The sequence below is a fragment of the Streptomyces musisoli genome, assembly GCF_016741855.1.
Lineage (GTDB): Bacteria > Actinomycetota > Actinomycetes > Streptomycetales > Streptomycetaceae > Streptomyces > Streptomyces musisoli.
The window spans coordinates 527,016-547,802 of record NZ_JAERRH010000002.1; the positions used below are offsets into that span (position 1 = coordinate 527,016).

Consider the following 20,787-nt stretch of genomic DNA (forward strand, 5'->3'; position numbering starts at 1 on the left):
GCGCCGACGTCCATGATCCGGGCCGCTCCGGGCCGGTCGTCGCGGGTCCGGAGCGGGTCGCCCGGACCGCCCTGACGACGGCCGCCGGGTTTGGGGCGCCGGACGGGTGCAACACGGTGGGTGCGACGACGATCGGCTCAGGAGGACCGGCATGGATCACTCACGCGTACCCGTCCTGGAGGCGCTGCAGGAATTCCGGCGACGAGGAGACGTGGTCTTCGGACCTCCGGGTCACAAGCAGGGACGCGGGACCGATCCGCGCGTGGCCGAGATCCTCGGGCTGGACGTCTTCCGCTCGGACGTGCTCAGCCTCAACGGGCTGGACGACCGCCGGCAGTCCCAGGGCGTGCTGGAGCAGGCGCAGGAACTGATGGCGGACGCGGTCGGCGCCGAGCACGCGTTCTTCTCCACCTGCGGCAGCTCCCTGTCCGTGAAGACCGCGATGTGCTCCGTCGCCGGCCCGGGGGAGAAACTGCTGCTGTCCCGGAACGCGCACAAGTCGGTCATCGCCGCGGTGATCATCAACGGCGTCGAGCCGGTCTGGGTCCACCCGAAGTTCGACGCCGACCGGCACATGGCCCATCCGCCGGAGCCCGACGACGTACGCGACCGGCTGCGCGAGCACCCCGACGCCAAAGGCATGCTGCTGATCACGCCCACCGACTGGGGCACCTGCGCCGACGTCCGCGGGGTGGCCGACGCCTGCCACGCCGCGGACGTGCCGCTCATCGTCGACGAGGCATGGGGCGCCCATCTGCCCTTCCACCCCGCTCTGCCCGCCTGGGGCATGGACGCGGACGCCGACCTGGTCGTGACCAGCGTCCACAAGATGGGCGGGGCCATCGAGCAGAGTTCGGTGTTCCACCTCCAGCACGACCGGGTCTCGCCCGTCGTGCTGAAACAGCGCGAGGACCTGCTCGGCACCACCAGCCCCTCCTCCCTGGTCTACGCGGCCCTCGACGGCTGGCGCCGGCAGATGGTCGAGCAGGGGCACGGCCTCCTCGACGCCGCCCTGCACCGCGCCGAGCGCATCCGGGCCCAGCTGCGGGAACTGCCGGCGCTGCGGGTGATGGGCGGAGAGATCATCGACGAGGGCCTGGCCGCCGAGTTCGACCCGCTGAAGATCGTCGTCGACGTACGGGACCTCGGCATCAGCGGCATGCAGGCCACCGAGTGGCTGCGCGCCAACCGGCATATCGACATGGGCGGCTCGGACAGCTGCCGGATCAGCGCCTCCATCACCCATTCCGACGACGACGAGACCGAGAAACTCCTCCTGGAGTCCGTGCGCTCACTGGTAGAGCACGCGGACTCCATCGAACGGCAGCCCGCCGTGGACCTGCCCGAGCCCGGCACGCTCGAACTGGAACAGGCCGTCCTGCCCCGCGAGGCCTTCTTCGGGCCCGCCGAACAGGTGCCCGCCGAGCGGGCCGTGGGCCGTATCGCAGCCGAGACGATCAGCCCCTACCCGCCGGGCGTGCCGGTCGTGGCACCGGGCGAGAAGATCACCGCCGAGGTCGTCGACTACCTGCGCTCCGGCATGGCCCACGGCTTCCTCGTCCCGGACGCGGCGGACTCCTCCCTGGAGACCCTCCGCGTCATGGCACGCGCATGACCGGCCGACCCCCGTACACGACCCTGACCGGCCCCTTTCGAACTGCGCCGCCCGGCCTCAGCGCCTAGGGTGGCGTGTGCGGGCGGCCGGGTGTGCGCCCGCCGCGGGTCAAGAAGCCGGCCCTGCTGACGAAGACGTTCTCGGCAGGGGGCACATGGCCCTGCCGGTGGTCCCCGGGGCCGGACCAGCGCGTCCGGCGGGCCTGTCATCCCGGCAACTCGACGTGAGACGGCCCGACTTCACCCCGACCGGGAATGCACCGCGATTCCCGGTTTCGGACGCCCCGCCCCGGGGACCTCGGTACGAGGCCGCCGTCGACCCCGTTTCAGCCCGTATTTCACCTGGACACCACGATGTCGGCCGCATGCCCCGGCGTGGTCACGCGCATCGGCACCCACCTCGCCCGCGCCGGGCCCGCCCCCCGTGACAGCGAAGGACTTGGTACCGATGAGCGAGACGAACCCCCTGAAGCGAGCGGCGGACAAGGTGGCGGATGCCCTCAAGGGAGAGCCCGCGGGCCCGGAGAACGGCATCCCCGGCAAGCCGGGACCCGAGTCGCCACCGGTGGCCGAGCCGACCGAACCCCATGAGCCGTTCCCGCCCAAGCCCGACCAGACCGGCCCGGACACCGTCTCCCCGACCGACCAGCCGACCGGCGCCGACCAGGCACGGATGGCCCAGAGCGGCAGCTACCTCACCAACGCCCAGGGCACCCGGCTGTACGACACCGACCACTCCCTCAAGGCGGGGCCCCGCGGCCCGGTCCTCCTCCAGGACCACCACCTGCGGGAGAAGATCATGCACTTCGACCACGAGCGCATCCCCGAGCGCGTGGTCCACGCCCGCGGCGCCGGGGCGCACGGCGTCTTCCGCAGCTACGGCACGGCGGCGAACGTGACGAAGGCGGCGTTCCTGGCCGAGGACGTCGAGACACCGGTGTTCGTCCGCTTCTCCACCGTGCTCGGCTCCCGGGGCTCGTCCGACACCGTCCGCGACACCCGGGGCTTCGCGACGAAGTTCTACACCAGCGAGGGCGTCTTCGACCTGGTCGGCAACAACATCCCGGTGTTCTTCATCCAGGACGCGATCAAGTTCCCGGACGTCGTCCACGCCGCCAAACCGCACCCGGACCGCGAGATCCCCCAGGCACAGAGCGCCCACGACACCTTCTGGGACTTCGTCACCCTGCACACCGAGGCCACCCACCACACCCTGTGGAACATGTCCGACCGGGGCATCCCGCGCTCGTTCCGCACGATGGAGGGCTTCGGCGTCCACACCTTCCGGCTCGTCGACGCCGCCGGCGGGACGACCCTGGTGAAGTTCCACTGGAAGCCGAAACTGGGCGTGCACTCCCTGGTGTGGGAGGAGGCGCAGCTCGTCAACGGTATGGACCCGGACTTCCACCGCCGCGACCTCGCCGACGCGATCGAGGCCGGCGCCTACCCCGAGTGGGAGTTCGGCATCCAGACCTTCCCCGACACCCCGGACCAGACCTTCGAGGGCATCGACCTGCTGGACCCGACGAACATCGTCCCCGAGGAACTCGCGCCGGTGCAGCCGATCGGGCTGCTCACCCTCAACCGCAACCCCTCCAACTTCTTCGCCGAGACCGAGCAGGTCGCCTTCCACCCCGGCCATCTCGTCCCCGGCATCGACATCACCGACGACCCGCTGCTCGCCGGCCGCCTCTTCTCCTACCTGGACACCCAGATCACCCGACTGGCCGGCCCCAACTTCGCACAGATCCCGATCAACCGGCCGCAGGCGCCCGTCAACGACATGCTGCGCGACGGCTTCCACCAGACGGCCGTGCACCGGGGCGTGGCCCCCTACCGCCCCAACTCCCTCGACGGCGGCTGCCCGTTCACCGCGGGCGCGGACACGGGTGCGTACATCGAGACGCCCGTACGCGTACCGGAGGCGACCAAGGTCCGCGAGGCGCCGGCGTCGTTCGACGACCACTTCAGCCAGCCGCGCCGGTTCTGGCTCAGCATGAGCCCGGTGGAGCGCGAGCACATCATCGGTGCCTACAGCTTCGAACTCGGCAAGTGCTACGAACCGGCCATCCGGGAACGGGCGCTACAGGTCCTGGCGAACATCGACCCGGAGCTGTGCGCGGGCGTCGCCGCCGGGCTCGGCCTGCCCGCCCCCGAGCCCACCGTGCCCCTGGCCGACGTCGAGCCCAGCCCCGCCCTCTCCCAGGTCGGGCACACCTGGCCCACCGACGGACGGATCATCGGCATCGTCACCGGTCCCGACGGCGACCTCGACGGTGTACGGACCGTGCGCCAGGAGGTGCTCGACGGGGGCATGGTCCCGCTGATCGTCGCTCCGGCCGGCGGCACCCTCGGCGAGGGCGCCGACGCACTGGCCGTCCAGCGGACCTACGCCACCGCACGCTCCGTGGAGTTCGACGCGCTGCTGGTGGCCGGCACCCCCGGCGTGGGCACCGACGCCTTCGGCGCCCGGGACGCCAAGGCGGGCCAGCCCGGCCACCAGCAGGCCACCCCCGACCCGCGCGTGGGCCTGCTGCTGGCGGAGGCCTTCCGGCACGGGAAGGCGATCGGCGCCGCCAAGGGCGGGGAGGCCGCACTGGAGGGGGCCGGCATCCCGCTCGACGCCCCCGGAGTGATCGCCGGTGACACCGCCACCACCGTGCTCCAGGAGTTGGTCCAGCTGCTCGGCGCCCACCGGGTCTGGGAACGCTTCCCGTCCGCCGCCTGACGGGCCGGCTGACCGAGCGTCACGGCCGGGCACCGCACGGACGGCGTACCAGGGGAGGCGGACGACGTGCGCCGCGGTTGTGATGGAAGCGTCCCAAAGCCAACCAGTGAGGCAGAACATGCGTTTTCGTAGCTTTGCCACAACGACCGCACTCACGGGTGTCATCGCCCTGACCGGTGCGGCGAACGCCTTCGCGGCCGACCCGGGCCCGACGACCGGCGTCGCGGCCAACAGCCCGGGCGTCATCTCTGGCAACACCATCCAGGTGCCGGTCGGTCTCGGGCTCAACCTGTGCGGCAACAGCATCGACATCATCGGGCTGCTGAACCCGGCCGGCGCCAGCTCCTGCCAATCGGGTTGACGCCCCCCCCCCGTGCGCCGGCCCCCCGCGACCGGGGGCCGGCGCACGGCTGTTCACGCACGGGCGGTGCGGCAGAGCAGCAGGCAGATGTCGTCGTCGTGCTCGGAGTCGTGCAGCATCGGCTTGAGCAGCGAGTCCGCCGCCGCGTCCAGATCCGTCAGATCCGCCGCGCGCAGCTTCCCCATGGCACGGGCGAGCCGGTCGATGCCCGCGTCGATGCCGGCCGAGCGGCGCTCCACCAGACCGTCCGTGTACAGCGCGAGGGTGGACCCCGCCGGCAACTCGACGGTGTGCTCCTCGTACTCGTACGGCATCGGAACGCCCAGCATGATTCCCGGCTTCGCCTCCAGCACCCGCACCTCGCCCCGGGGGCCGCGGGCGACGGCGGGCGGATGCCCGGCGGCGGCCCACACCACCTCGCGCCCGCCGGGCGTGAACCGGGCGATCGCGCAGGTCGCGTACAGCTCCGGCTCCTGGTGGCGCAGCATCCGGTGCAGCAGGGTGAGGATCCGCGCCGGGCCGTTGCCCTCGACGGCGTAGGCGCGCAACGCGGTGCGCAGCTGGCCCATGATGACCGCCGCGCGCAGCCCGTGCCCCGTCACGTCCCCTATCACCGTCAGCACGCTGCCGTCCGGCTGCGGAAAGGCGTCGTACCAGTCGCCGCCGATGTTCAGGCCGTGCGTCGCCGGCAGATAGCGGGCGGCCAGCGTCAGGCCCGGGGTGGCGGGCAGCTCGGTCAGCTGGGCCCGCTGGAGGGCCTCGGCGACATCCCGGTGCTGCTCGTACTGGCGGGCGTTGTCCAGGGCGATGCCCGCCCGCCGGGCCAGTTCCAGCAGCATCACGGTGGTGTCCGGGTCGAAGCGGTCGCCGGGCGCGGCCAGCGTCAGCACACCCTGCACCGTCCGCGCGCCCACCGGCAGGCACAGCAGCGGCCGGTCCGGGAAGAGCGCCGAGGCCGGCAGGTCGTCCACGCCCGGGAGTTCACCGAGGTGGGGGCCCGCGTGCTGGGGACGGCCGGTGCGTGCCGCCGTCACCGTGGCCGCCGCCCGCTCGCCCGCCGGGGTCCGCTCGTCGTCCACGAGCCACACGTCCACGTGCCGTGCGTACTCCGGGACCAGCAGCTCGGGCAGCCGGCGCAGGATGTCCTCGTGGTCGAGGGAGGTGTTGATGACGGCACTCGCGTTGGCGAGGAAGGTCAGCAGCCGACGCGCCTTCTCCGCCTCCGCGCGGGCCGCCCGCTCGGCGTCGAGGAGTTCGCGCTGCGCCAGCGCCGCCGCCTCCAGTTCGGCGTGCAGCGCCAGCACCCCCTGGTTGGTCTGGTGCAGTTCCTCCCGGTGGAGGCGCAGCAGCTCCTCCGTCTCGGCCAGGCTCGCCAGCAGGGCGGCGGCGTCCTCGTCGGCACCCAGCAGCGCCTCGGCGAGCGGGGCGTCGTCCAGGCGGGGCAGCGGACCGGAGACGGGGGAGGGGCAGACGAGCGTGTGCTGCCAGGGCTCCGGCCCGCCCAGGGCGACCCGCAGCTCCCGGCCGGGGCCCGTGGTCACGGTCAGTTCGGTGCCGCCCGCGCCGAGGGCGTCCCGCAGCCGGCCACCGAGCGCGGTCAGGAAGCGGACGCGGTCGAGCGCGGGCACCCCGGCGTGCACGGTGAGCCGCGCGAGCAGCGCACGGGCCCGGGCCGCGTGCGCCACGGAGGCGATGGTCCAGTTCTCAGAGGCGGCTGTCATGGGCGCTGGTCCGGCGGTCGGGGGCCAGTACGGCCACGCTGGTGTCGTCGCGTACGGGGCGGGCCGGGCTGCCTGCGTCGCGCAGGATCGCCGCGGCCACCACCGACGGGTCGTGGGCGAGCAGCCGGGGGTCCTCCGGCGGCGCCCACCGGCTGGGCAGTCCGTCACTGTGCAGCACAAGCAGACTGTCCCGGTCCCACGGCATCCGGCGCACGGGGATCTGCGCGGGAAAGTACGCCCCGACGATCCCCGGATGGGAGACGAGGGACGTCCAGGAGTCCCCGGTGCGCATGCGGGCGCCGACGTTGCCGACTCCGGCGAACGTGAGTTCCGCCCGCTCCGTGTCCACCTGGGCCACCGCGACCGCGGCCCCCCGGGTGGGCCGCAGCGCCGTGTGCAGCCGGCGCAGGATGTCCGCGGGCGGCAGGTGAGCGGTGTGGCGGAACTCCGTCACCGCCGCGGTGGAGGCGTGCGCGGCCTTCGGGCCGTGGCCGAGACCGTCCGCGAGCAACAGCGTCCGCAGCGTCCCGGAGCGCACCCAGGCCCAGGCGTCACCGCACTGTTCGGCCAGACCGAGGGCGACCGCGATCCCGCCCGCCGGCACCTGCGCCGGGCGTGCCCCGCGTACGCCGGGCTCCGGGTCGATCCGGGCCGTGGCCACCGTCCCCCGGCCCGGCAGGCTGTACAGATGGAAGGCGCTGGCGCTGCGCCGGCAGCTGCCCAGACCGGCGCCGAGCGAGCCGGGGGCGGTCGAGTAGCCGTCCCGCAGCGCGGCGTCCACATCGGCGATGCCCGGCCCGTGATCCAGCGAGAACAGCTGCACGGACGGGCCCGCCCCGCCGTCCGGCCGCTCCACGAGGTTCGTCACCATGCGGCCCCCGCCGGCGTGCTTGAGCAGGTTGGTGGCCAGCTCGGTGGCGACCAGCTCCGCGATCGCGGTGCGCGGCGCGGCCAGCCCCGCCTCCCCGCACGCCTCACGGGCCGCGATCCGGGCGTCCCGGACCCGCGTGGAGTCGTGCACCGGGATCTCCCACACCCGGCTCATCCCACCCCCGGACGGGACGCGGGCACCTGAGTCACCCAGGCGACGGCCGTGATCGTGGTGCCCCGGCCCGGCTCGGTGTCGACGGCGAACTCGTGCACCAGCCGCCGGGCACCGCTCAGCCCGAGCCCCAGGCCGCCGCCGGTGGTGTACCCGTCGGTCATGGCCAGTTCCAGGTCGCGGATGCCGGGACCGCTGTCGATGAAGCACATCTCGAGACCCCGGGTACGGCCGTTGTCCAAAGGCCTGATCTCGACCCGGCCGCCGCCGCCGTGCACCAGCGTGTTGCGGGCCAGCTCGCTCGCCGCCGTGACCAGCTTGGTCTGCTGCACCAGGCCGAAGCCGAGAGCCGCCGCGCACTGCCTCACCTGCTGCCGCACCCAGGCCAGATCCGCGTCCGAGCCGATGGGCAGGCTCGTCGCGGACGCCTGGCCGGACCACTGCATCAGCTTCCCCCCTGGGACAGCAGTTCCATGGCGCGGTCGACGTCCAGGGCGGTGACCAGGCCGCGCAGCGTGAGGCCCAGCTCGACCAGGGTGATCGCCACCGCGGGCCGCATCCCGGCCAGGACCGTACGGGCGGCCAGCAGCCGGGCCGTGGAGGCGATCTCCGCGAGCACCCGGCCGAGGAAGGAGTCGACGATGTCCACCCCGGAGATGTCGATCACCACCCCGGTCACCCGGCTGGTGGAGATGCGTTGGGTGATGTCGTGCTGGAGCTGCTCGGCCATCCCGTCGTGCAACTCGCCCTGGAGGGAGACCAGCAGGACGTCACCCAGGGCGAGCACCGGCACCTGGGACGGCTGGATGGGAGTGGGCTGGTTCACCGGGCGCTCGCACCCGCGTCCGTACGGGACACCTCGATGCCCTGCTTGCCCAGCGCGTAGGCCAGCGCGTCGGACAGCGAGGCCCGGGTGAGCACCGAGCCCAGGTCGATGCCGAGCTGCACGATGGTCTGTGCGATGGCGGGGCGGATACCGGAGACGATGCACTCGGCCCCCATCAGCCGTGCGGCCGCGACCGTCTTCATCAGGTGCTGTGCGACGAGGGAGTCCACGGTCGGCACCCCGGTGATGTCCAGGATGGCGTACCGGGCCCGCTGGTCGACGATGGCCTCCAGCAGCGACTCCATCACGATCTGGCTGCGCGCGCTGTCCAGTGTCCCGATCAGCGGCACGGCGACCGTGCCCTCCCACAGCTTGATGACCGGGGTGGCCACTTCGAGCAGCTGCTGCCGCTGCCGTTCGATCAGCTCCGCGTTCGCGTCCAGCGCCGTCTCCATCACCACCAGGCGCAGCGTGCCCAGCAGCAGGGTCAGCGCCAGCACACATTCCTGAGCCTGCGGGGCCGCGGGGTCGGCGAACTCCTCGAGCAGCAGGTCGACGGCGGGCCCGCGCAGTCCGGCCACCTCGCCGGCGATCTGGGCCGGCGTGGACCCGCCGCGGGCCCGGGTGGCGGCCATGCGCCCCAACTGATCGCGCACGGTGCCGAAGCCGGGAGCCGCGATGTCCTCCAGCCTTCCGCTGACGGCCACTTCGGACAGCGCCTCCAGCACGGCCTTGCACGCCTCGACCGCCTCGTCGCGGGAGACGGTGAAGACCGTGCGGAACAAGGGGGCGTCGGCCCAGCGTTGGGCGACCTGCTCCTTGCGCCGTTCCAGGAAGGAACTCACCACCTGCGGTGCCGATTCGGCCGCGTCCTGCTCGGACACTGTCATCCTCTCCTCTCGCACAGCCAGGTGCGCCGGTAGGCCGGCTCCCCGAAGTCGATCATTGCCGGCCGCCCACCGTAACCTCCGGCGTCCGGCCTGGCCAATCCCGCTGCCTTCTCACCGCGGTGGCAGTAACTACCCGGCAAATCCTGGCAGTTGGTGCAACCGCGGCATACCGGGCGAGACGGTGGCGAAGCGGGGCGTCCGGGCCGGCCGGCGCAACGCCGGGCACGCCGGCGACGGCCTCGTACCGGTGCCCGCCGTGCCGCGGACCGCCGGCGGGCAGGGGCGGGGGACGGTCCCGCCGGCGTCCGCCGGCTCCCCCCGCTCTGCTTCCCGCGCACGTCGACTCGGCTCCTTCGGTGCGTTCCAACGGTGCCGGCCCGCCGGGGTGCGCCGCCGGGCCGGTGTCGATCAGCCGCCTACCCCGAAAGCCGCGGGACTCTCCTCGCTGTTGCGGACGTCACCCGAGCGTGCGACCGGCCGCGGCCCGCCGGCCGGCGGGTGACGCGGCGGGCGGGCCGGATGTGCCACGCCTCGGGGCGGGTGGCGGGTGGTGTCAGTCGCGCACCGGTGCCGGGGCCTCGCGGCGGGCCGGCTCCGGCGGCGCGGCCGGCCGGCGGCGGCGCAGCAGCAGTCGCCGCGCCGGGCACTCCACCGCCTCGTACAGCACCCATGCCAGGGCGAGCGACACGGCGAACGCGGCCGCGGTGACGGCCACTCCGCCCAGCGCGCCGAACCGCGGCTTCGTACCCAGCAGGGAGGTCCCGGCGCGCAGCACCAGCAGATGGATCATGTAGAAGGCGAACGACAGCTCCCCGAGCCGCACCATCCACCCGCGCCGCCACAGGGACGGCAGCCCGTGCAGGTCCGCGACCGCCGCCGCGGGGATGAGCAGGGCGAACCCGGTGATGGTGCACACGGTCGCGGGATAGCCGCCGTGCGTGGCCTGCGGGACCAGGAAGAAGCCGATGACGGCCAGGGCCAGCGACGCCTCCATGCCGGGTCCGCGCCAGCGGCCCAGCAGTACCAGCCGGGCGCTGACCGCACCGAGCACGAACTCGGGCAGCCGCGCGGCGGGGAACGAGTAGATCGAGTGGGACCACCAGTGGTGCAGGTCCGTCCAGGCCAGCACCAGCATCGCCGCCACCGACAGCGCGCCCAGGGCGGTGGAGCCGCGCGCTCCGAGCCGGCGCAGCAGCAGGATCAGCAGCGGGAAGGCGGCGTAGAAGAACGCCTCGCAGGCCAGGGACCAGCTCACCGGGTTCAGCGTCTGCCACCACGGCTGCCACCAGGCATGCAGCAGCAGCGCGTTCGCGAGGGCCTGCTTCGGCGTCGGCCGCGGCTGGTGCAGCAGCGTGTACGCCACCACGAACGCGACCACGAGGGAGACCAGGTGCACCGGGTAGATGCGTGCGATGCGCCGCCGCCAGAAGGCGAGTACCCGGTCGTGGGGCCGGGCCGACCAGGTCAGGACGAATCCGGACAGCACGAAGAAGAAGGACACTCCGGTGGCTCCGGGGCCGAAGCCCCAGTTCACGAGGCGGCCGCCCGTGCCGCCGAAGTAGCCGAAGTTGTTCACGTGCAGTCCGAACACCAGCAGCGCCGCCATCCAGCGCAGTCCGGTGAGCGACGGCAGGGAGGGCAGGACGGCCGGTGGGGAGGACCCGGCGGGCGCCGCGCCGGTCGGGGCGGGCGGTGTCCGCTGCGCCAGGGTCGTCACCGTGGTCATCACATCACCTGCATCTGGAGGTTCGCGTGGGGCATGAAGGGGAACGTTGCCCGTTCACTCCAGGTCAATCGCGTCGGGTGGCAAACTTCACACTGCTGCCGAACGACAGACCGCCGTGTATGCCACGGACGGCGGGACCGGGTGCACCCACACGAGTGAGGATGCACGGTGCGGTGACAGGGCGCCCGACGATGCGGGGCGTGCACACCCGTGCGGCGGGCCCCGGGCCTAAGAGGCGGAGTTGGACCCGATCCGGCGGTCAGGAGGCCCGGGGCCGCCGCCGGCCTGAGGTGGATCAGGCCGCCGCGCCCGGCCGGGCCAGGGCCTCGACCAGCTGGTCCCGGGTCATCTTCGACCGTCCCGGTACGTCGGCGGCGGTCGCCCGCTCGTAGAGCTCCGCCTTCGACAGGGCGGCCAGGTCCTCGCTGCTCCCACGGCGGCGGGCCGACTTGCCACGTGCGGCCTCCTTGCCGCCCGCGGTCTCCTTGCCGCCCGCGGTCTCCTTCCCGCGTGAGACCTCCCTCCGGCCTGCAGTCTCCTTCCCGCGTGGGGTCTTGCTCCGGCCTGCGGTCTCCTTCCCGCGTGAGGTCTTGCTCCGGCCTGCGGTCTCCTTCCCGCGTGAGGTCTTGCTCCGCGAGGCCGACCCCTCGCCCGACGTCTCCTCCCGGTCGGTGTCCTGCTTCCCGCGGCCACCTCCGCGGCCCCGGGAGCGGCTCTGCTCGACGCTGCGGCTGAGCACCTCCATGAGGTCGATGACGTTGGTCGACTCCGGCGGCTCCGGTTCGCCGACGACCTCCTCGCCCTCACGCTTCGCCGCGACGAGCCGCTTTACGCGCTCCTCGTAGGTGTCGTGGTAGTCGCCCGGATCCCAGTCGATGGTGAGGGCGTCGATCAGCTGCTCGGCGGTCCGCAGCTCCTTGCTGTCGGACTTCGCGCCCAGCTGCGGCAGTTCGGGCACCACATCGGCGGGGTCGCGCACCTCGTCGGACCAGTGCAGGGTGTGCAGGACGAGGACGCCCGGCTGCGCGCGCAGCGCGGTCAGGTACTCCTTGCCGCGCATGGTGAGCGTGGCGATCCCGGCCTTGTCCGAGCGGTCCAGAGCCGCCCGCATCAGCTCGTAGACCTTGCCGTACTCCTTGCCGCGCGGGCCGACGTAGTACGTGCGGCCGAAGTAGACGGGCTCGACCTGGTGGAGGTCGACGAAGCCGGCCAGGTCGATCACCTTCGACCGCCCCGGCGAGATCTCCTCCAGCTCCTGCGGCTCCACGACGACGTACTCGCCCTCCTCCAGTTCGTACCCCTTGACGATCTTGTCGGTGTCGACTTCCTTGCCGGTGCGCTCGTTGACCCGCTTGTTGCGGATCCGGTCCGAGGTGCCGCGCTGCAACTGGTGGAAGTGCACCGTGTGGTCCTCGGTGGCCGTGTACAGCCCCACGGGCAGGGTGACCAGCCCGAAGGTCAGGACACCGGTCCAGACCGGTCTCGCCATGGCTCCTCGCCTCCCGTCCCGGGGCTAGCCCGCGGCCAGCCGTTCCACCTGCACGGCGGCCGTTCCGGCCCGGCGCCGGGACTCCCGGGCCGCCCGGTCGGCCCGCCGCGCCCGTTCCCGCGCGTCCCGCGCACCGTCCCGTGCCCGCCGCTGCTCCTCCTCGGCGTGCCGCAGCCGCTCCCGCAGCTCACCGATGCGTTCCTCCGCACCGGACAGCCGGGCACCGGCCTCGTCCGCCGCCCGCGCGGCGGCATCGGCCTCCTCCTCCCGGGCGCGCAGCTCCCGCTCGGCCTCGCGGGCCTCCTCGCGGGCCTCGGTGAGGCGTCGACGGCGCTCCGCGTCGTCCGCGCGGTTCTTGCCCGGACGGCGCTCCGTTTCGTCCGCGCGGTCCTTGCCCCGGGCGGGCGTCCCCGGCTCGGCCGCGGCGGGGGCGGGGGCGGGGCGGCTGCCGAGCACGGCCTCGTCGGCCGCCGGGAACCCGGCCGTCGAGCTGAGCGGCCGCACCAGCCGGCCCGCCGCCCACTCCCGCGCCGCCCGTGGATCGGCGAGCACGGCGTGCAGGGTCTCCTCCACCTCGCGCTGGACGCCCTCGCCCACCGCATGCCCGGCCTGCGCCGCCAGCCGCCGGGCCTGCCGGCCCAGCGCGCCGATCACCTCGTTCTGCCGCCGGCTCAGCTTGCGCAGCCGCGCGCCGTCGAGTTCGCGGTGTGCGCGGCGCAGCTCCTCGCCGAGGCCGAGCAGCGGCCGCACCTCTTCCGGCTGCCGGTGGACGAGCAGATTGCTGGCCCAGGCGGCCAGGTTCGGCCGCCGCAGCGCGCCGATCTCCTTGGCGAGGGCCTGATCGCCGGCCTTGCGGGCGTCCAGGGCATGGCGGTCACGGGCTGCCACGAAGTCCTCCGGCCGCAGCTCGTACAGCTCGTCGGCGACGGCGTCCAGGTCCACGAGCGTCCCTCTCGACGGCCACCACGGTGTGGGAGTCCGAGTTTCTCACTCGGAGTGGTTCATGTGCCTTATGTGCCTCTTTGTGTGGGGAGGTGCGGACGGCTCTTCACCGGCGCCGGCCCCAGCCTTGCGACGCCGGACTCAGCCTTGCGACGCCGGACTCAGCCGTGCGACGCGGGACTCTGGCCTTTCGACGCCGGACTCAGGGGTGCCCGACCCGGCCTTGCAGTGCCCGCCCCGGCCTTTCGGTGCCCGCCTCCGCCTCTCGGCGTCGGCGCCTCGCCTTTCGACGTCGATGCCCCGCCTTTCGGCGCCGGATCGCCGTCCTTCGGCCCCGCTTCCTAGACCGTCGGCGGACAGCGCCGGTGCGGTCGGTCACGGAAGGGTGACCGTATGCAGAAGACCAAGGGGATCGAGCGGGCACAGTTCCTGACCGGCCTGGCCGCCGCGGGCCTCGCCGCGACCGTGCTGCCGGCGGGCCGGGCCGACGCCGCACAAGGCGGCTCCGGGCAGGGGAGTGCCGCGCGGAGCGGCTCCGGGCAGGCCACCGCCGCGCGGGGCGGCTCCGGGCAGGGCACCGTCGCCGGGGGCGGCTTCGAGCGGGCGCGCGTCGTGCGGGGCGGACCGCGTCACCACGGCGTGGTGTACACCGTGGGCGAGGGGGAGACACTGGGTACGGCCTTCAGCGCGGCCCGGATGCGGAAGGACGTCCGCGCCATCCGGGACGAGCTGCACGCCGACACCGTCGACGTGACGGGTGACGGCGTGGACCGGCTCACGGCGACCGCCGCCGAGGCGGTCGAACAGGGGTTGCGCGTCTGGCTCCAGCCCACCCTCGGCGACGCGCCCGAGCGGGACATCCTGGAGCACATCGCCGAGACCGGCCGGTTCGCGGAGCGGCTGCGCCGGCACGGCGCGGCCGTGGATTTCAGCGTGGGCTGCGAGTTCTGGCTGTTCGTGCCCGGGATCGTGCCCGGCGACACCGTCCTCGAACGCATCAGGAACCTGCTCGACGGCAAGGTGGACCACGACGCGATGCAGCGCCGTCTGGACCGCTTCACGGCGAAGGCCGCCGCGGTCGGCCGGTCCGTCTACCGCGGACGGCTCGCCTATGCGGCCTCCCAGGACGACCGGGTCGACTGGCGTCTGTTCGACATCGTGGGCATCAACTACTACTCGTACTTCACCGACCGGGCCGACTACGTGCGGGAGTTGAGCCGTTATCTGCGCTGGGGCAAGCCGCTGGCCATCACCGAGTTCGGCACCTGCACCTACGTCGGGGCGCCCCAGGCCGGCGGCATGGGCTGGGACGTCGTCGACCACGACAAGAAGCCCGAGGAGATCAAGGGCGACCTGGTCCGCAGCGAGCGCACCCAGGCGGCCTACCTCACACAACTCCTCGACGCCTTCTCCTCGGTGGACCTGTACGCGGCGATGGCCTTCGAGTTCGTGACCGCCGACGCCCCGCACCGCCCGGACGACCCGCGCCACGACCTCGACATGGCGAGTCACTCCCTCACCAAGACCATCAAGGACCGTCCGGACGACCCCGCCTCCGGCTGGCACTGGGAGCCGAAGGAGGCCTTCCACGCCCTGGCCCGCCGCTACCGAGTCGCCCGCACGGGCCACGAGCGGACCCGCTGACGGATCGCAACACCGAGCCCCTGCCCCTGTCCGCGACCGCAAACGTCCGGGCGGCCCCGGCGGCCCGTGCCGAGATGAACGGCGGGTGTCGGAGGACGGCCAGAATTGTATTGTTCGTTTTCTTGAACCCTTCGTGTTTATGAGGATAGGTTCGCCCTCATGACCGCCTCCCCGACACCGACCACCGCTGAGGAACTCCGCGGTGTCGGCCTGCGCGTGACGGCAGCCCGCGTCGCGCTGCTGGAGACCGTCCGGGACGGCGACCACCTCGGCGTCGAGGCGATCGCCACCGGAGTCCGCGATCGCGTAGGCCACATCTCCCTGCAGGCCGTGTACGAGGCCCTGCACGCGCTGACGGCCGCGGGTCTCGTGCGCCGTATCGAGCCGGCCGGCCACCCGGCCCGGTACGAGGGGCGCGTGGGCGACAACCACCACCACATCGTGTGCCGGTCGTGCGGTGCCGTCGCCGACGTCGACTGCGCCATCGGCGACGCGCCCTGCCTGACCGCCGCCGACGACCACGGCTTCGCCATCGACGAGGCCGAGGTCGTCTACTGGGGCACCTGCCCCGACTGTTCCACCGGCCGCAGTTCCTGAGCACCGAGTTCCGCACAGTTCGGAAGGATTGCCATGACTGAGAACCACGACGCGATCGTCACTGACTCGAAGTCGGAGGAGGGGAGCGGCGGCTGCCCCGTCGCGCATGACCGGGCCCTGCACCCGACCCAGGGTGGCGGCAACCGCCAGTGGTGGCCGGAGCGGCTCAACCTGAAGATCCTTTCCAAGAACGCGGCCGAGACGAACCCCCTCGACGGGGAGTTCGACTACGCCGAGGCGTTCAAGGCCCTCGACCTCGCGGCCGTGAAGCGGGACATCGCCGAGGTGCTGACCACGTCGCAGGACTGGTGGCCCGCCGACTTCGGGAACTACGGCCCGCTCATGGTCCGTATGGCGTGGCACAGCGCGGGCACCTACCGGATCAGCGACGGCCGTGGCGGCGCCGGTGCCGGACAGCAGCGCTTCGCCCCGCTCAACAGCTGGCCGGACAACGGCAACCTCGACAAGGCCCGCCGTCTGCTGTGGCCGGTCAAGAAGAAGTACGGCCAGAGTATCTCCTGGGCCGACCTCATGATCCTCACCGGCAACGTCGCCCTGGAGACGATGGGCTTCGAGACCTTCGGCTTCGGCGGCGGCCGTGAGGACGTCTGGGAGTCGGAGGAGGACGTCTACTGGGGTCCCGAGACCACCTGGCTGGACGACAAGCGCTACACCGGCGACCGCGAGCTGGAGAACCCGCTCGGCGCGGTCCAGATGGGCCTCATCTACGTCAACCCGGAGGGCCCGAACGGCAACCCGGACCCGATCGCCGCGGCCCGCGACATCCGCGAGACGTTCCGCCGCATGGCGATGAACGACGAGGAGACCGTCGCCCTGATCGCCGGTGGCCACACCTTCGGCAAGACCCACGGTGCCGGTCCGGCGGACCACGTCGGCGCCGACCCCGAGGCCGCCTCGATGGAGGAGCAGGGCCTGGGCTGGCGGAGCACCTACCGCACCGGCAAGGGCGCGGACGCCATCACCTCCGGCCTGGAGGTCACCTGGACCACCACGCCGACCCGGTGGAGCAACGGGTTCTTCAAGAACCTCTTCGAGTACGAGTACGAGCTGACCCGGAGCCCGGCCGGCGCCCACCAGTGGGTGGCCAAGGACGCTCCGGAGATCGTCCCCGACGCGCACGACCCGTCGAAGAAGCACCGCCCGACGATGCTCACCACCGACCTGTCGCTGCGCTTCGACCCGATCTACGAGCCGATCTCCCGCCGGTTCTACGAGAACCCGGCCGAGTTCGCGGACGCCTTCGCCCGCGCCTGGTACAAGCTCACCCACCGCGACATGGGCCCCAAGTCGCTCTACCTCGGCGCGGAGGTACCCGCGGAGACGCTGCTGTGGCAGGACCCCCTGCCGGAGCGCGAGGGCGAGCTGATCGACGACGGTGACGTCGCGACCCTGAAGACCAAGCTGCTCGAGTCGGGCCTCAGCGTCTCCCAGCTGGTCACCACCGCCTGGGCGTCCGCGTCCACCTTCCGCGGCAGCGACAAGCGCGGCGGTGCCAACGGCGCCCGCATCCGCCTGGCCCCGCAGCGCGGCTGGGAGGTCAACGAGCCCGACGAGCTGGCCCAGGTGCTGCGTGTCCTGGAGGGCGTCCAGCAGGACTTCAACGCCTCTTCCGGCGCCAAGAAGGTCTCCCTTGCCGACCTCATCGTCCTCGGCGGTGCCGCCGCCGTGGAGAAGGCCGCCAAGGAAGCCGGCTTCGAGGTGCGGGTGCCCTTCACCCCGGGGCGCGTCGACGCGACCGAGGAGCACACCGACGCCGAGTCCTTCGAGGCGCTGGAGCCGACCGCGGACGGCTTCCGCAACTACCTCGGCAAGGGCAACCGCCTGCCGGCCGAGTTCCTGCTGCTCGACAGGGCGAACCTGCTGGGCCTGACCGCCCCCGAGATGACCGTCCTGGTCGGCGGCCTGCGCGTCCTCGGCGCCAACCACCGGCAGTCGCAGCTCGGCGTCCTCACCAAGACGCCCGGCGTCCTCACCAACGACTTCTTCGTCAACCTGCTCGACCTGGGCACGACGTGGAAGTCGACCTCCGAGGACCAGACCACGTTCGAGGGCCGCGACTCCGCGACGGGCGAGGTGAAGTGGGCCGGCAGCCGCGCCGACCTCGTCTTCGGCTCCAACTCCGAGCTGCGTGCGCTCGCCGAGGTCTACGCGAGCGACGACGCGAAGGAGAAGTTCGTCAGGGACTTCGTCGCCGCGTGGCACAAGGTCATGGACGCGGACCGGTTCGACATCGCGTGACCGGCGGACCGGTCCACCATCGCTCGGCCCGCGGACCGGTCCGGCTTGCTCCATCCCGCTGAACGCCACGTCCGGGCCCGCCCTGCGAGGCGGGCCCGGACGTGCTGCTTTCCGGATGCGGCCGGTCGGCCGTCCGCTTTCCGGGTGCGACCGGTCGGCCGTCCGCGTCAGCGGCCGAGCACCACCGCGCCCGCCTGGGCGTACCGCTCGTCCAGGTCGCCCGAGGGAGCGCCCGCGACGCCGATGCCCGCGACCGGAGCGCCCTTCGCGGTCACCGGCGTACCGCCGGCCAGGAACAGCGTGCCCGGGATGTCCTTCAGGTTGGGCGCCTGCGCCAGCCGCCCGGCCAGCTCCGAGGTGGGGGCGTTCCAGGAGACCGCGGTGAACGCCTTGCGCTCCGCCGACTCGTACGACTGCGGGCCCGCACCGTCCCCGCGCAGGATGACCAGGGTGTTGCCGTTGCGGTCGACGACGGCCACCGACACGTGCCGGCCGTCCTTCTCGGCGGCCTCCACCGCGGCGCGCGCCGCCTTCGTGGCGGCGTCCAGGGTGAGGTGGGTGCTCTGCGTCAGCTCGCCGTCGCGGGCCGCCACGGGGGCGGCGGCGGGCGTGGTGCCCGTGGAGTCGGCGGCGTTGGCGGCGACCGTGCCGACGACACCGGCACCGACGACGGCCAGGGCGGCGCCGCCCACGAGGACGCGGGTACGGGCGGACGGCTTCTTGCGGCTGGGCATGCTGAGGACCTTCCAAGTAGAGCCGGGGCTGGGGGCGGACTCGCTCCCGGAATCGATCCTGGGCCCGGAAACCGCCGCTTCCCGTCGCCGGACCGGTTGTCTCCGGGGTCATCCGAACGGATGACACCGCGAGCACAGGCGCTGGGCACAATGGAGGGTGTTTGCCCAGTTCAGCGCGGACCCGAGGGAGGTGCCGACGGTGGCCGTACCCGAGCGCGACGACACCCGTGCCCTCACCGTCGTCATGCACACGGCGTTCTTCGTACTGCTGTCCGCGTCCGTCGCCCGCTATCTGGCGCGGCACGCCGACGGACCGCACACCCCCTGGGTGATCTCCCTGTCCGTGCTGCTGGCCGCGCTCTACGTGCTCGGCCCGGCCCTCGGTACCCGCCCCACACCCCGTCGGCTCACCTGGCTCGGTCTGGTCGTGGCGGCATGGGCGCTGCTGGTCGTCCTGGCCCCGAGCTTCGTCTGGTGCGCCGTCCCGCTCTTCTACACCGGCCTGCGTACGCTTCCGCCGCGCGCCGCGATCCCGCTGGTGGCGCTGCTGACGGCGCTCGCCGTGGCCGCCCAGCTGAGCCTGGCCGGCTGGCCGGACCCGAACGTGCTGCTGGCACCGCCGGCGGTGGCCGCCGTGGCCACCACCGTGTTCGTCGTCATGCAGCGCCAGGCGGCCCGCCAGGACGCCCTGATCGAGGACCTGGTCCGCACCCGGCGCGACCTGGCCGCCACCGAGCGCCGCGAGGGCACCCTCGCCGAACGCGAGCGGCTCGCCCGGGAGATCCACGACACCCTCGCCCAGGGCCTGTCCAGCCAGCGCATGCTCCTCCAGGCGGCCGACCGCCTGTGGGACACCGCGCCCGGCACGGCCCGGGACCACGTACGCACGGCGGCGGCAATCACCGAGTGCAGCCTCGCCGAGGCCCGCCGCTTCGTCCACGACCTGACCCCGGCCGACCTGGCCGAGGGCGGGGGCCTGCTCCAGGCCCTGCGCGCCGTCGCGGAGCGGGAGACGACACCCTCGTTGACCGTCCGGGTGCACGCCGAGGGCAGCCCGCCCGTCCCGCTGCCCTCTCCCGTCGAGTCGGCCCTGCTGCGCATCGCCCAGGGCGCCCTCGCCAACGTCCGCGAACACGCGGCGGCCACGACCGCGACCCTCACCCTGACCTGCCTGGACGACCAGATCGTCCTGGACGTCACGGACGACGGCCGCGGTTTCGACCCCCGCACCCCAACCGGCCCCGCGACCCCCGACCCGCACGCCGCCGGTCCCGCAGCCGCGGTTCCCGACTCGCACGCCGCCGGTCCCGTAGCCGCGGCTCCCGGCCCTCATGCAGCCGCACTCGACCCCCGCACCGCCGGCCACACGGCCGCCGCCCCCGACCCCGCCGCGGCCGGGGCGCGCGGTTACGGCCTGTCCGCGATCCGTGCCCGCCTGCGCCAACTGGGCGGCACCCTCACCGTCGAGTCGGCGCCGGGTGAGGGCACGGCCCTGTCGGCGGCCATCCCGTTGGAGCCGAAATGACCCACGCCCCCGAAACGGCCGCACGGACACCCGTCCGGATCCTCGTCTGCGACGACCACGCCGTCGTACGCGCCGGACTGCTGGCGCTCCTGCACAGCGCGCCGGACATCGAGGTCGTCGGCGAGGCCGGCAGCGGCGAGGAGGCGCTCGCCCTGGCCCGCAAGACCGCCCCGGACGTCGTCCTGATGGATCTGCAACTGGGCGAGGGCATCGACGGCGTCGAGACCACCCGGCGGCTGCGCGCCGCGCCGCCCGCACCGCACGTGCTGGTCCTGACCACGTACGACACCGACGCCGACGTCACCCGGGCCATCGAGGCGGGCGCCACCGGCTACCTGTTGAAGGCCGAGGGTGCCGAGGACCTCTTCACGGCGATCCACGCCGCCGCGCAGGGCCGCCCGGCGCTCTCGCCGCCGGTCGCCGACCGGGTCATGTCCCGGCTGCGGAACCCGCGCCCCGCCCTGACCCCGCGCGAGCAGGACATCCTCGCGCACCTCTCCCGGGGCCTGTCCAACCACGCCATCGCCCGGGCCCTCTACATCAGCGAGGCCACCGTCAAGACGCACCTGCGCCGCATCTACGACAAACTCGGCGTCGACACCCGGGCGGGCGCGGTGGCGGTCGCGAAGGAGCAACGCCTGCTGCCCTGACCCGGGGGGATCACCCGGCGAAGTAACCCCGGAGGGGCC

General features: G+C 73.1%; 17 protein-coding genes. 8 read left to right on the forward strand and 9 right to left on the reverse strand.

Features of this window, described 5'->3' with window-relative positions; genetic code table 11:
• The first annotated feature begins 151 nt into the window (after positions 1 to 151).
• The 3 genes from JK361_RS06080 (at position 152) to JK361_RS06090 (ending at position 4,703) form a co-directional block, all read left to right on the forward strand.
• Positions 152 to 1,615: an aminotransferase class I/II-fold pyridoxal phosphate-dependent enzyme gene (locus tag JK361_RS06080; RefSeq protein WP_201814611.1), complete on the forward strand. Its 1,464-nt coding sequence runs from the start codon at positions 152 to 154 to the stop codon at positions 1,613 to 1,615.
• 447 nt (positions 1,616 to 2,062) lie between these two features.
• Positions 2,063 to 4,342 (forward strand): catalase, encoded by a 2,280-nt coding sequence (locus tag JK361_RS06085; protein ID WP_201814612.1) that lies wholly within the window; start codon positions 2,063 to 2,065, stop codon positions 4,340 to 4,342.
• 106 nt (positions 4,343 to 4,448) lie between these two features.
• Positions 4,449 to 4,703, forward strand: coding sequence for a chaplin (locus tag JK361_RS06090; RefSeq protein WP_307787186.1), 255 nt, complete (start codon positions 4,449 to 4,451; stop codon positions 4,701 to 4,703).
• Between the two features lie 53 nt (positions 4,704 to 4,756).
• Here JK361_RS06090 and JK361_RS06095 read toward each other — a convergent pair whose 3' ends face one another.
• The 8 genes from JK361_RS06095 to JK361_RS06130 form a co-directional block, all read right to left on the reverse strand.
• Positions 4,757 to 6,424, reverse strand: coding sequence for a PP2C family protein-serine/threonine phosphatase (locus tag JK361_RS06095; RefSeq protein WP_201814613.1), 1,668 nt, complete (start codon positions 6,422 to 6,424; stop codon positions 4,757 to 4,759).
• Positions 6,408 to 7,469 (reverse strand): ATP-binding SpoIIE family protein phosphatase, encoded by a 1,062-nt coding sequence (locus JK361_RS06100; RefSeq protein WP_201814614.1) that lies wholly within the window; start codon positions 7,467 to 7,469, stop codon positions 6,408 to 6,410. Before JK361_RS06100 ends, JK361_RS06095 begins: the two co-directional genes overlap by 17 nt.
• Entirely contained in the window at positions 7,466 to 7,912 is a 447-nt protein-coding gene (locus JK361_RS06105; protein WP_201814615.1) for an anti-sigma regulatory factor, read from the reverse strand. Before JK361_RS06105 ends, JK361_RS06100 begins: the two co-directional genes overlap by 4 nt.
• Positions 7,912 to 8,292, reverse strand: a complete 381-nt coding sequence (locus JK361_RS06110) for an STAS domain-containing protein (protein WP_201814616.1) — start codon at positions 8,290 to 8,292, stop codon at positions 7,912 to 7,914. Before JK361_RS06110 ends, JK361_RS06105 begins: the two co-directional genes overlap by 1 nt.
• On the reverse strand, positions 8,289 to 9,182 hold the full coding sequence (locus JK361_RS06115; protein WP_201814617.1) for an STAS domain-containing protein: 894 nt from the start codon (positions 9,180 to 9,182) through the stop codon (positions 8,289 to 8,291). The genes JK361_RS06110 and JK361_RS06115 overlap by 4 nt, the downstream gene beginning before the upstream one ends.
• A gap of 553 nt (positions 9,183 to 9,735) precedes the next feature.
• Positions 9,736 to 10,908 carry an acyltransferase family protein gene (locus JK361_RS06120; RefSeq protein WP_201814618.1) on the reverse strand — a complete coding sequence of 391 codons (1,173 nt, stop codon included), beginning with the start codon at positions 10,906 to 10,908 and terminating at the stop codon, positions 9,736 to 9,738.
• 295 nt (positions 10,909 to 11,203) lie between these two features.
• Entirely contained in the window at positions 11,204 to 12,397 is a 1,194-nt protein-coding gene (gene ku / locus JK361_RS06125; RefSeq protein WP_201814619.1) for a non-homologous end joining protein Ku, read from the reverse strand.
• A gap of 24 nt (positions 12,398 to 12,421) precedes the next feature.
• Entirely contained in the window at positions 12,422 to 13,339 is a 918-nt protein-coding gene (locus JK361_RS06130) for a hypothetical protein (RefSeq protein ID WP_201814620.1), read from the reverse strand.
• A gap of 393 nt (positions 13,340 to 13,732) precedes the next feature.
• Here JK361_RS06130 and JK361_RS06135 point away from each other — a divergent pair, with 393 nt between their 5' ends.
• From JK361_RS06135 to katG, 3 genes are all read left to right on the forward strand, one after another.
• A complete protein-coding gene (locus tag JK361_RS06135; RefSeq protein WP_201814621.1) occupies positions 13,733 to 14,983 on the forward strand; it encodes a glycoside hydrolase family 113 protein in 1,251 nt (416 codons plus the stop codon).
• Between the two features lie 159 nt (positions 14,984 to 15,142).
• Positions 15,143 to 15,580, forward strand: a complete 438-nt coding sequence (locus JK361_RS06140; RefSeq protein ID WP_201814622.1) for a Fur family transcriptional regulator — start codon at positions 15,143 to 15,145, stop codon at positions 15,578 to 15,580.
• 33 nt (positions 15,581 to 15,613) lie between these two features.
• Entirely contained in the window at positions 15,614 to 17,839 is a 2,226-nt protein-coding gene (katG, locus tag JK361_RS06145) for a catalase/peroxidase HPI (RefSeq protein ID WP_201814623.1), read from the forward strand.
• A gap of 167 nt (positions 17,840 to 18,006) precedes the next feature.
• On the opposite strand, the gene JK361_RS06150 is transcribed toward katG, so the two are convergent.
• Complete coding sequence (locus JK361_RS06150; RefSeq protein ID WP_201814624.1) at positions 18,007 to 18,573, reverse strand: GlcG/HbpS family heme-binding protein; 567 nt, start codon at positions 18,571 to 18,573, stop codon at positions 18,007 to 18,009.
• Positions 18,574 to 18,817: 244 nt separating this feature from the next.
• On the opposite strand from JK361_RS06150, the gene JK361_RS06155 reads away from it, so the two are divergent.
• Both JK361_RS06155 and JK361_RS06160 read left to right on the forward strand, forming a co-directional pair.
• On the forward strand, positions 18,818 to 20,098 hold the full coding sequence (locus tag JK361_RS06155; protein WP_236052611.1) for a sensor histidine kinase: 1,281 nt from the start codon (positions 18,818 to 18,820) through the stop codon (positions 20,096 to 20,098).
• On the forward strand, positions 20,095 to 20,748 hold the full coding sequence (locus JK361_RS06160; RefSeq protein ID WP_201814625.1) for a response regulator: 654 nt from the start codon (positions 20,095 to 20,097) through the stop codon (positions 20,746 to 20,748). The genes JK361_RS06155 and JK361_RS06160 overlap by 4 nt, the downstream gene beginning before the upstream one ends.
• Positions 20,749 to 20,787: the final 39 nt, after the last annotated feature.

Bases quoted from the DNA above. Each gene is read 5' to 3' on its own strand.
- JK361_RS06080 (WP_201814611.1), top strand. From the start codon at position 152: ATGGATCACTCACGCGTACCCGTCCTGGAGGCGCTGCAGGAATTCCGG.
- JK361_RS06085 (WP_201814612.1), top strand. From the start codon at position 2,063: ATGAGCGAGACGAACCCCCTGAAGCGAGCGGCGGACAAGGTGGCGGAT.
- JK361_RS06095 (WP_201814613.1), bottom strand. From the start codon at position 6,424: ATGACAGCCGCCTCTGAGAACTGGACCATCGCCTCCGTGGCGCACGCG.
- JK361_RS06100 (WP_201814614.1), bottom strand. From the start codon at position 7,469: ATGAGCCGGGTGTGGGAGATCCCGGTGCACGACTCCACGCGGGTCCGG.
- JK361_RS06105 (WP_201814615.1), bottom strand. From the start codon at position 7,912: ATGCAGTGGTCCGGCCAGGCGTCCGCGACGAGCCTGCCCATCGGCTCG.
- JK361_RS06115 (WP_201814617.1), bottom strand. From the start codon at position 9,182: ATGACAGTGTCCGAGCAGGACGCGGCCGAATCGGCACCGCAGGTGGTG.
- JK361_RS06120 (WP_201814618.1), bottom strand. From the start codon at position 10,908: ATGACCACGGTGACGACCCTGGCGCAGCGGACACCGCCCGCCCCGACC.
- ku (WP_201814619.1), bottom strand. From the start codon at position 12,397: ATGGCGAGACCGGTCTGGACCGGTGTCCTGACCTTCGGGCTGGTCACC.
- JK361_RS06135 (WP_201814621.1), top strand. From the start codon at position 13,733: ATGCAGAAGACCAAGGGGATCGAGCGGGCACAGTTCCTGACCGGCCTG.
- JK361_RS06140 (WP_201814622.1), top strand. From the start codon at position 15,143: ATGACCGCCTCCCCGACACCGACCACCGCTGAGGAACTCCGCGGTGTC.
- katG (WP_201814623.1), top strand. From the start codon at position 15,614: ATGACTGAGAACCACGACGCGATCGTCACTGACTCGAAGTCGGAGGAG.
- JK361_RS06150 (WP_201814624.1), bottom strand. From the start codon at position 18,573: ATGCCCAGCCGCAAGAAGCCGTCCGCCCGTACCCGCGTCCTCGTGGGC.
- JK361_RS06155 (WP_236052611.1), top strand. From the start codon at position 18,818: ATGCACACGGCGTTCTTCGTACTGCTGTCCGCGTCCGTCGCCCGCTAT.
- JK361_RS06160 (WP_201814625.1), top strand. From the start codon at position 20,095: ATGACCCACGCCCCCGAAACGGCCGCACGGACACCCGTCCGGATCCTC.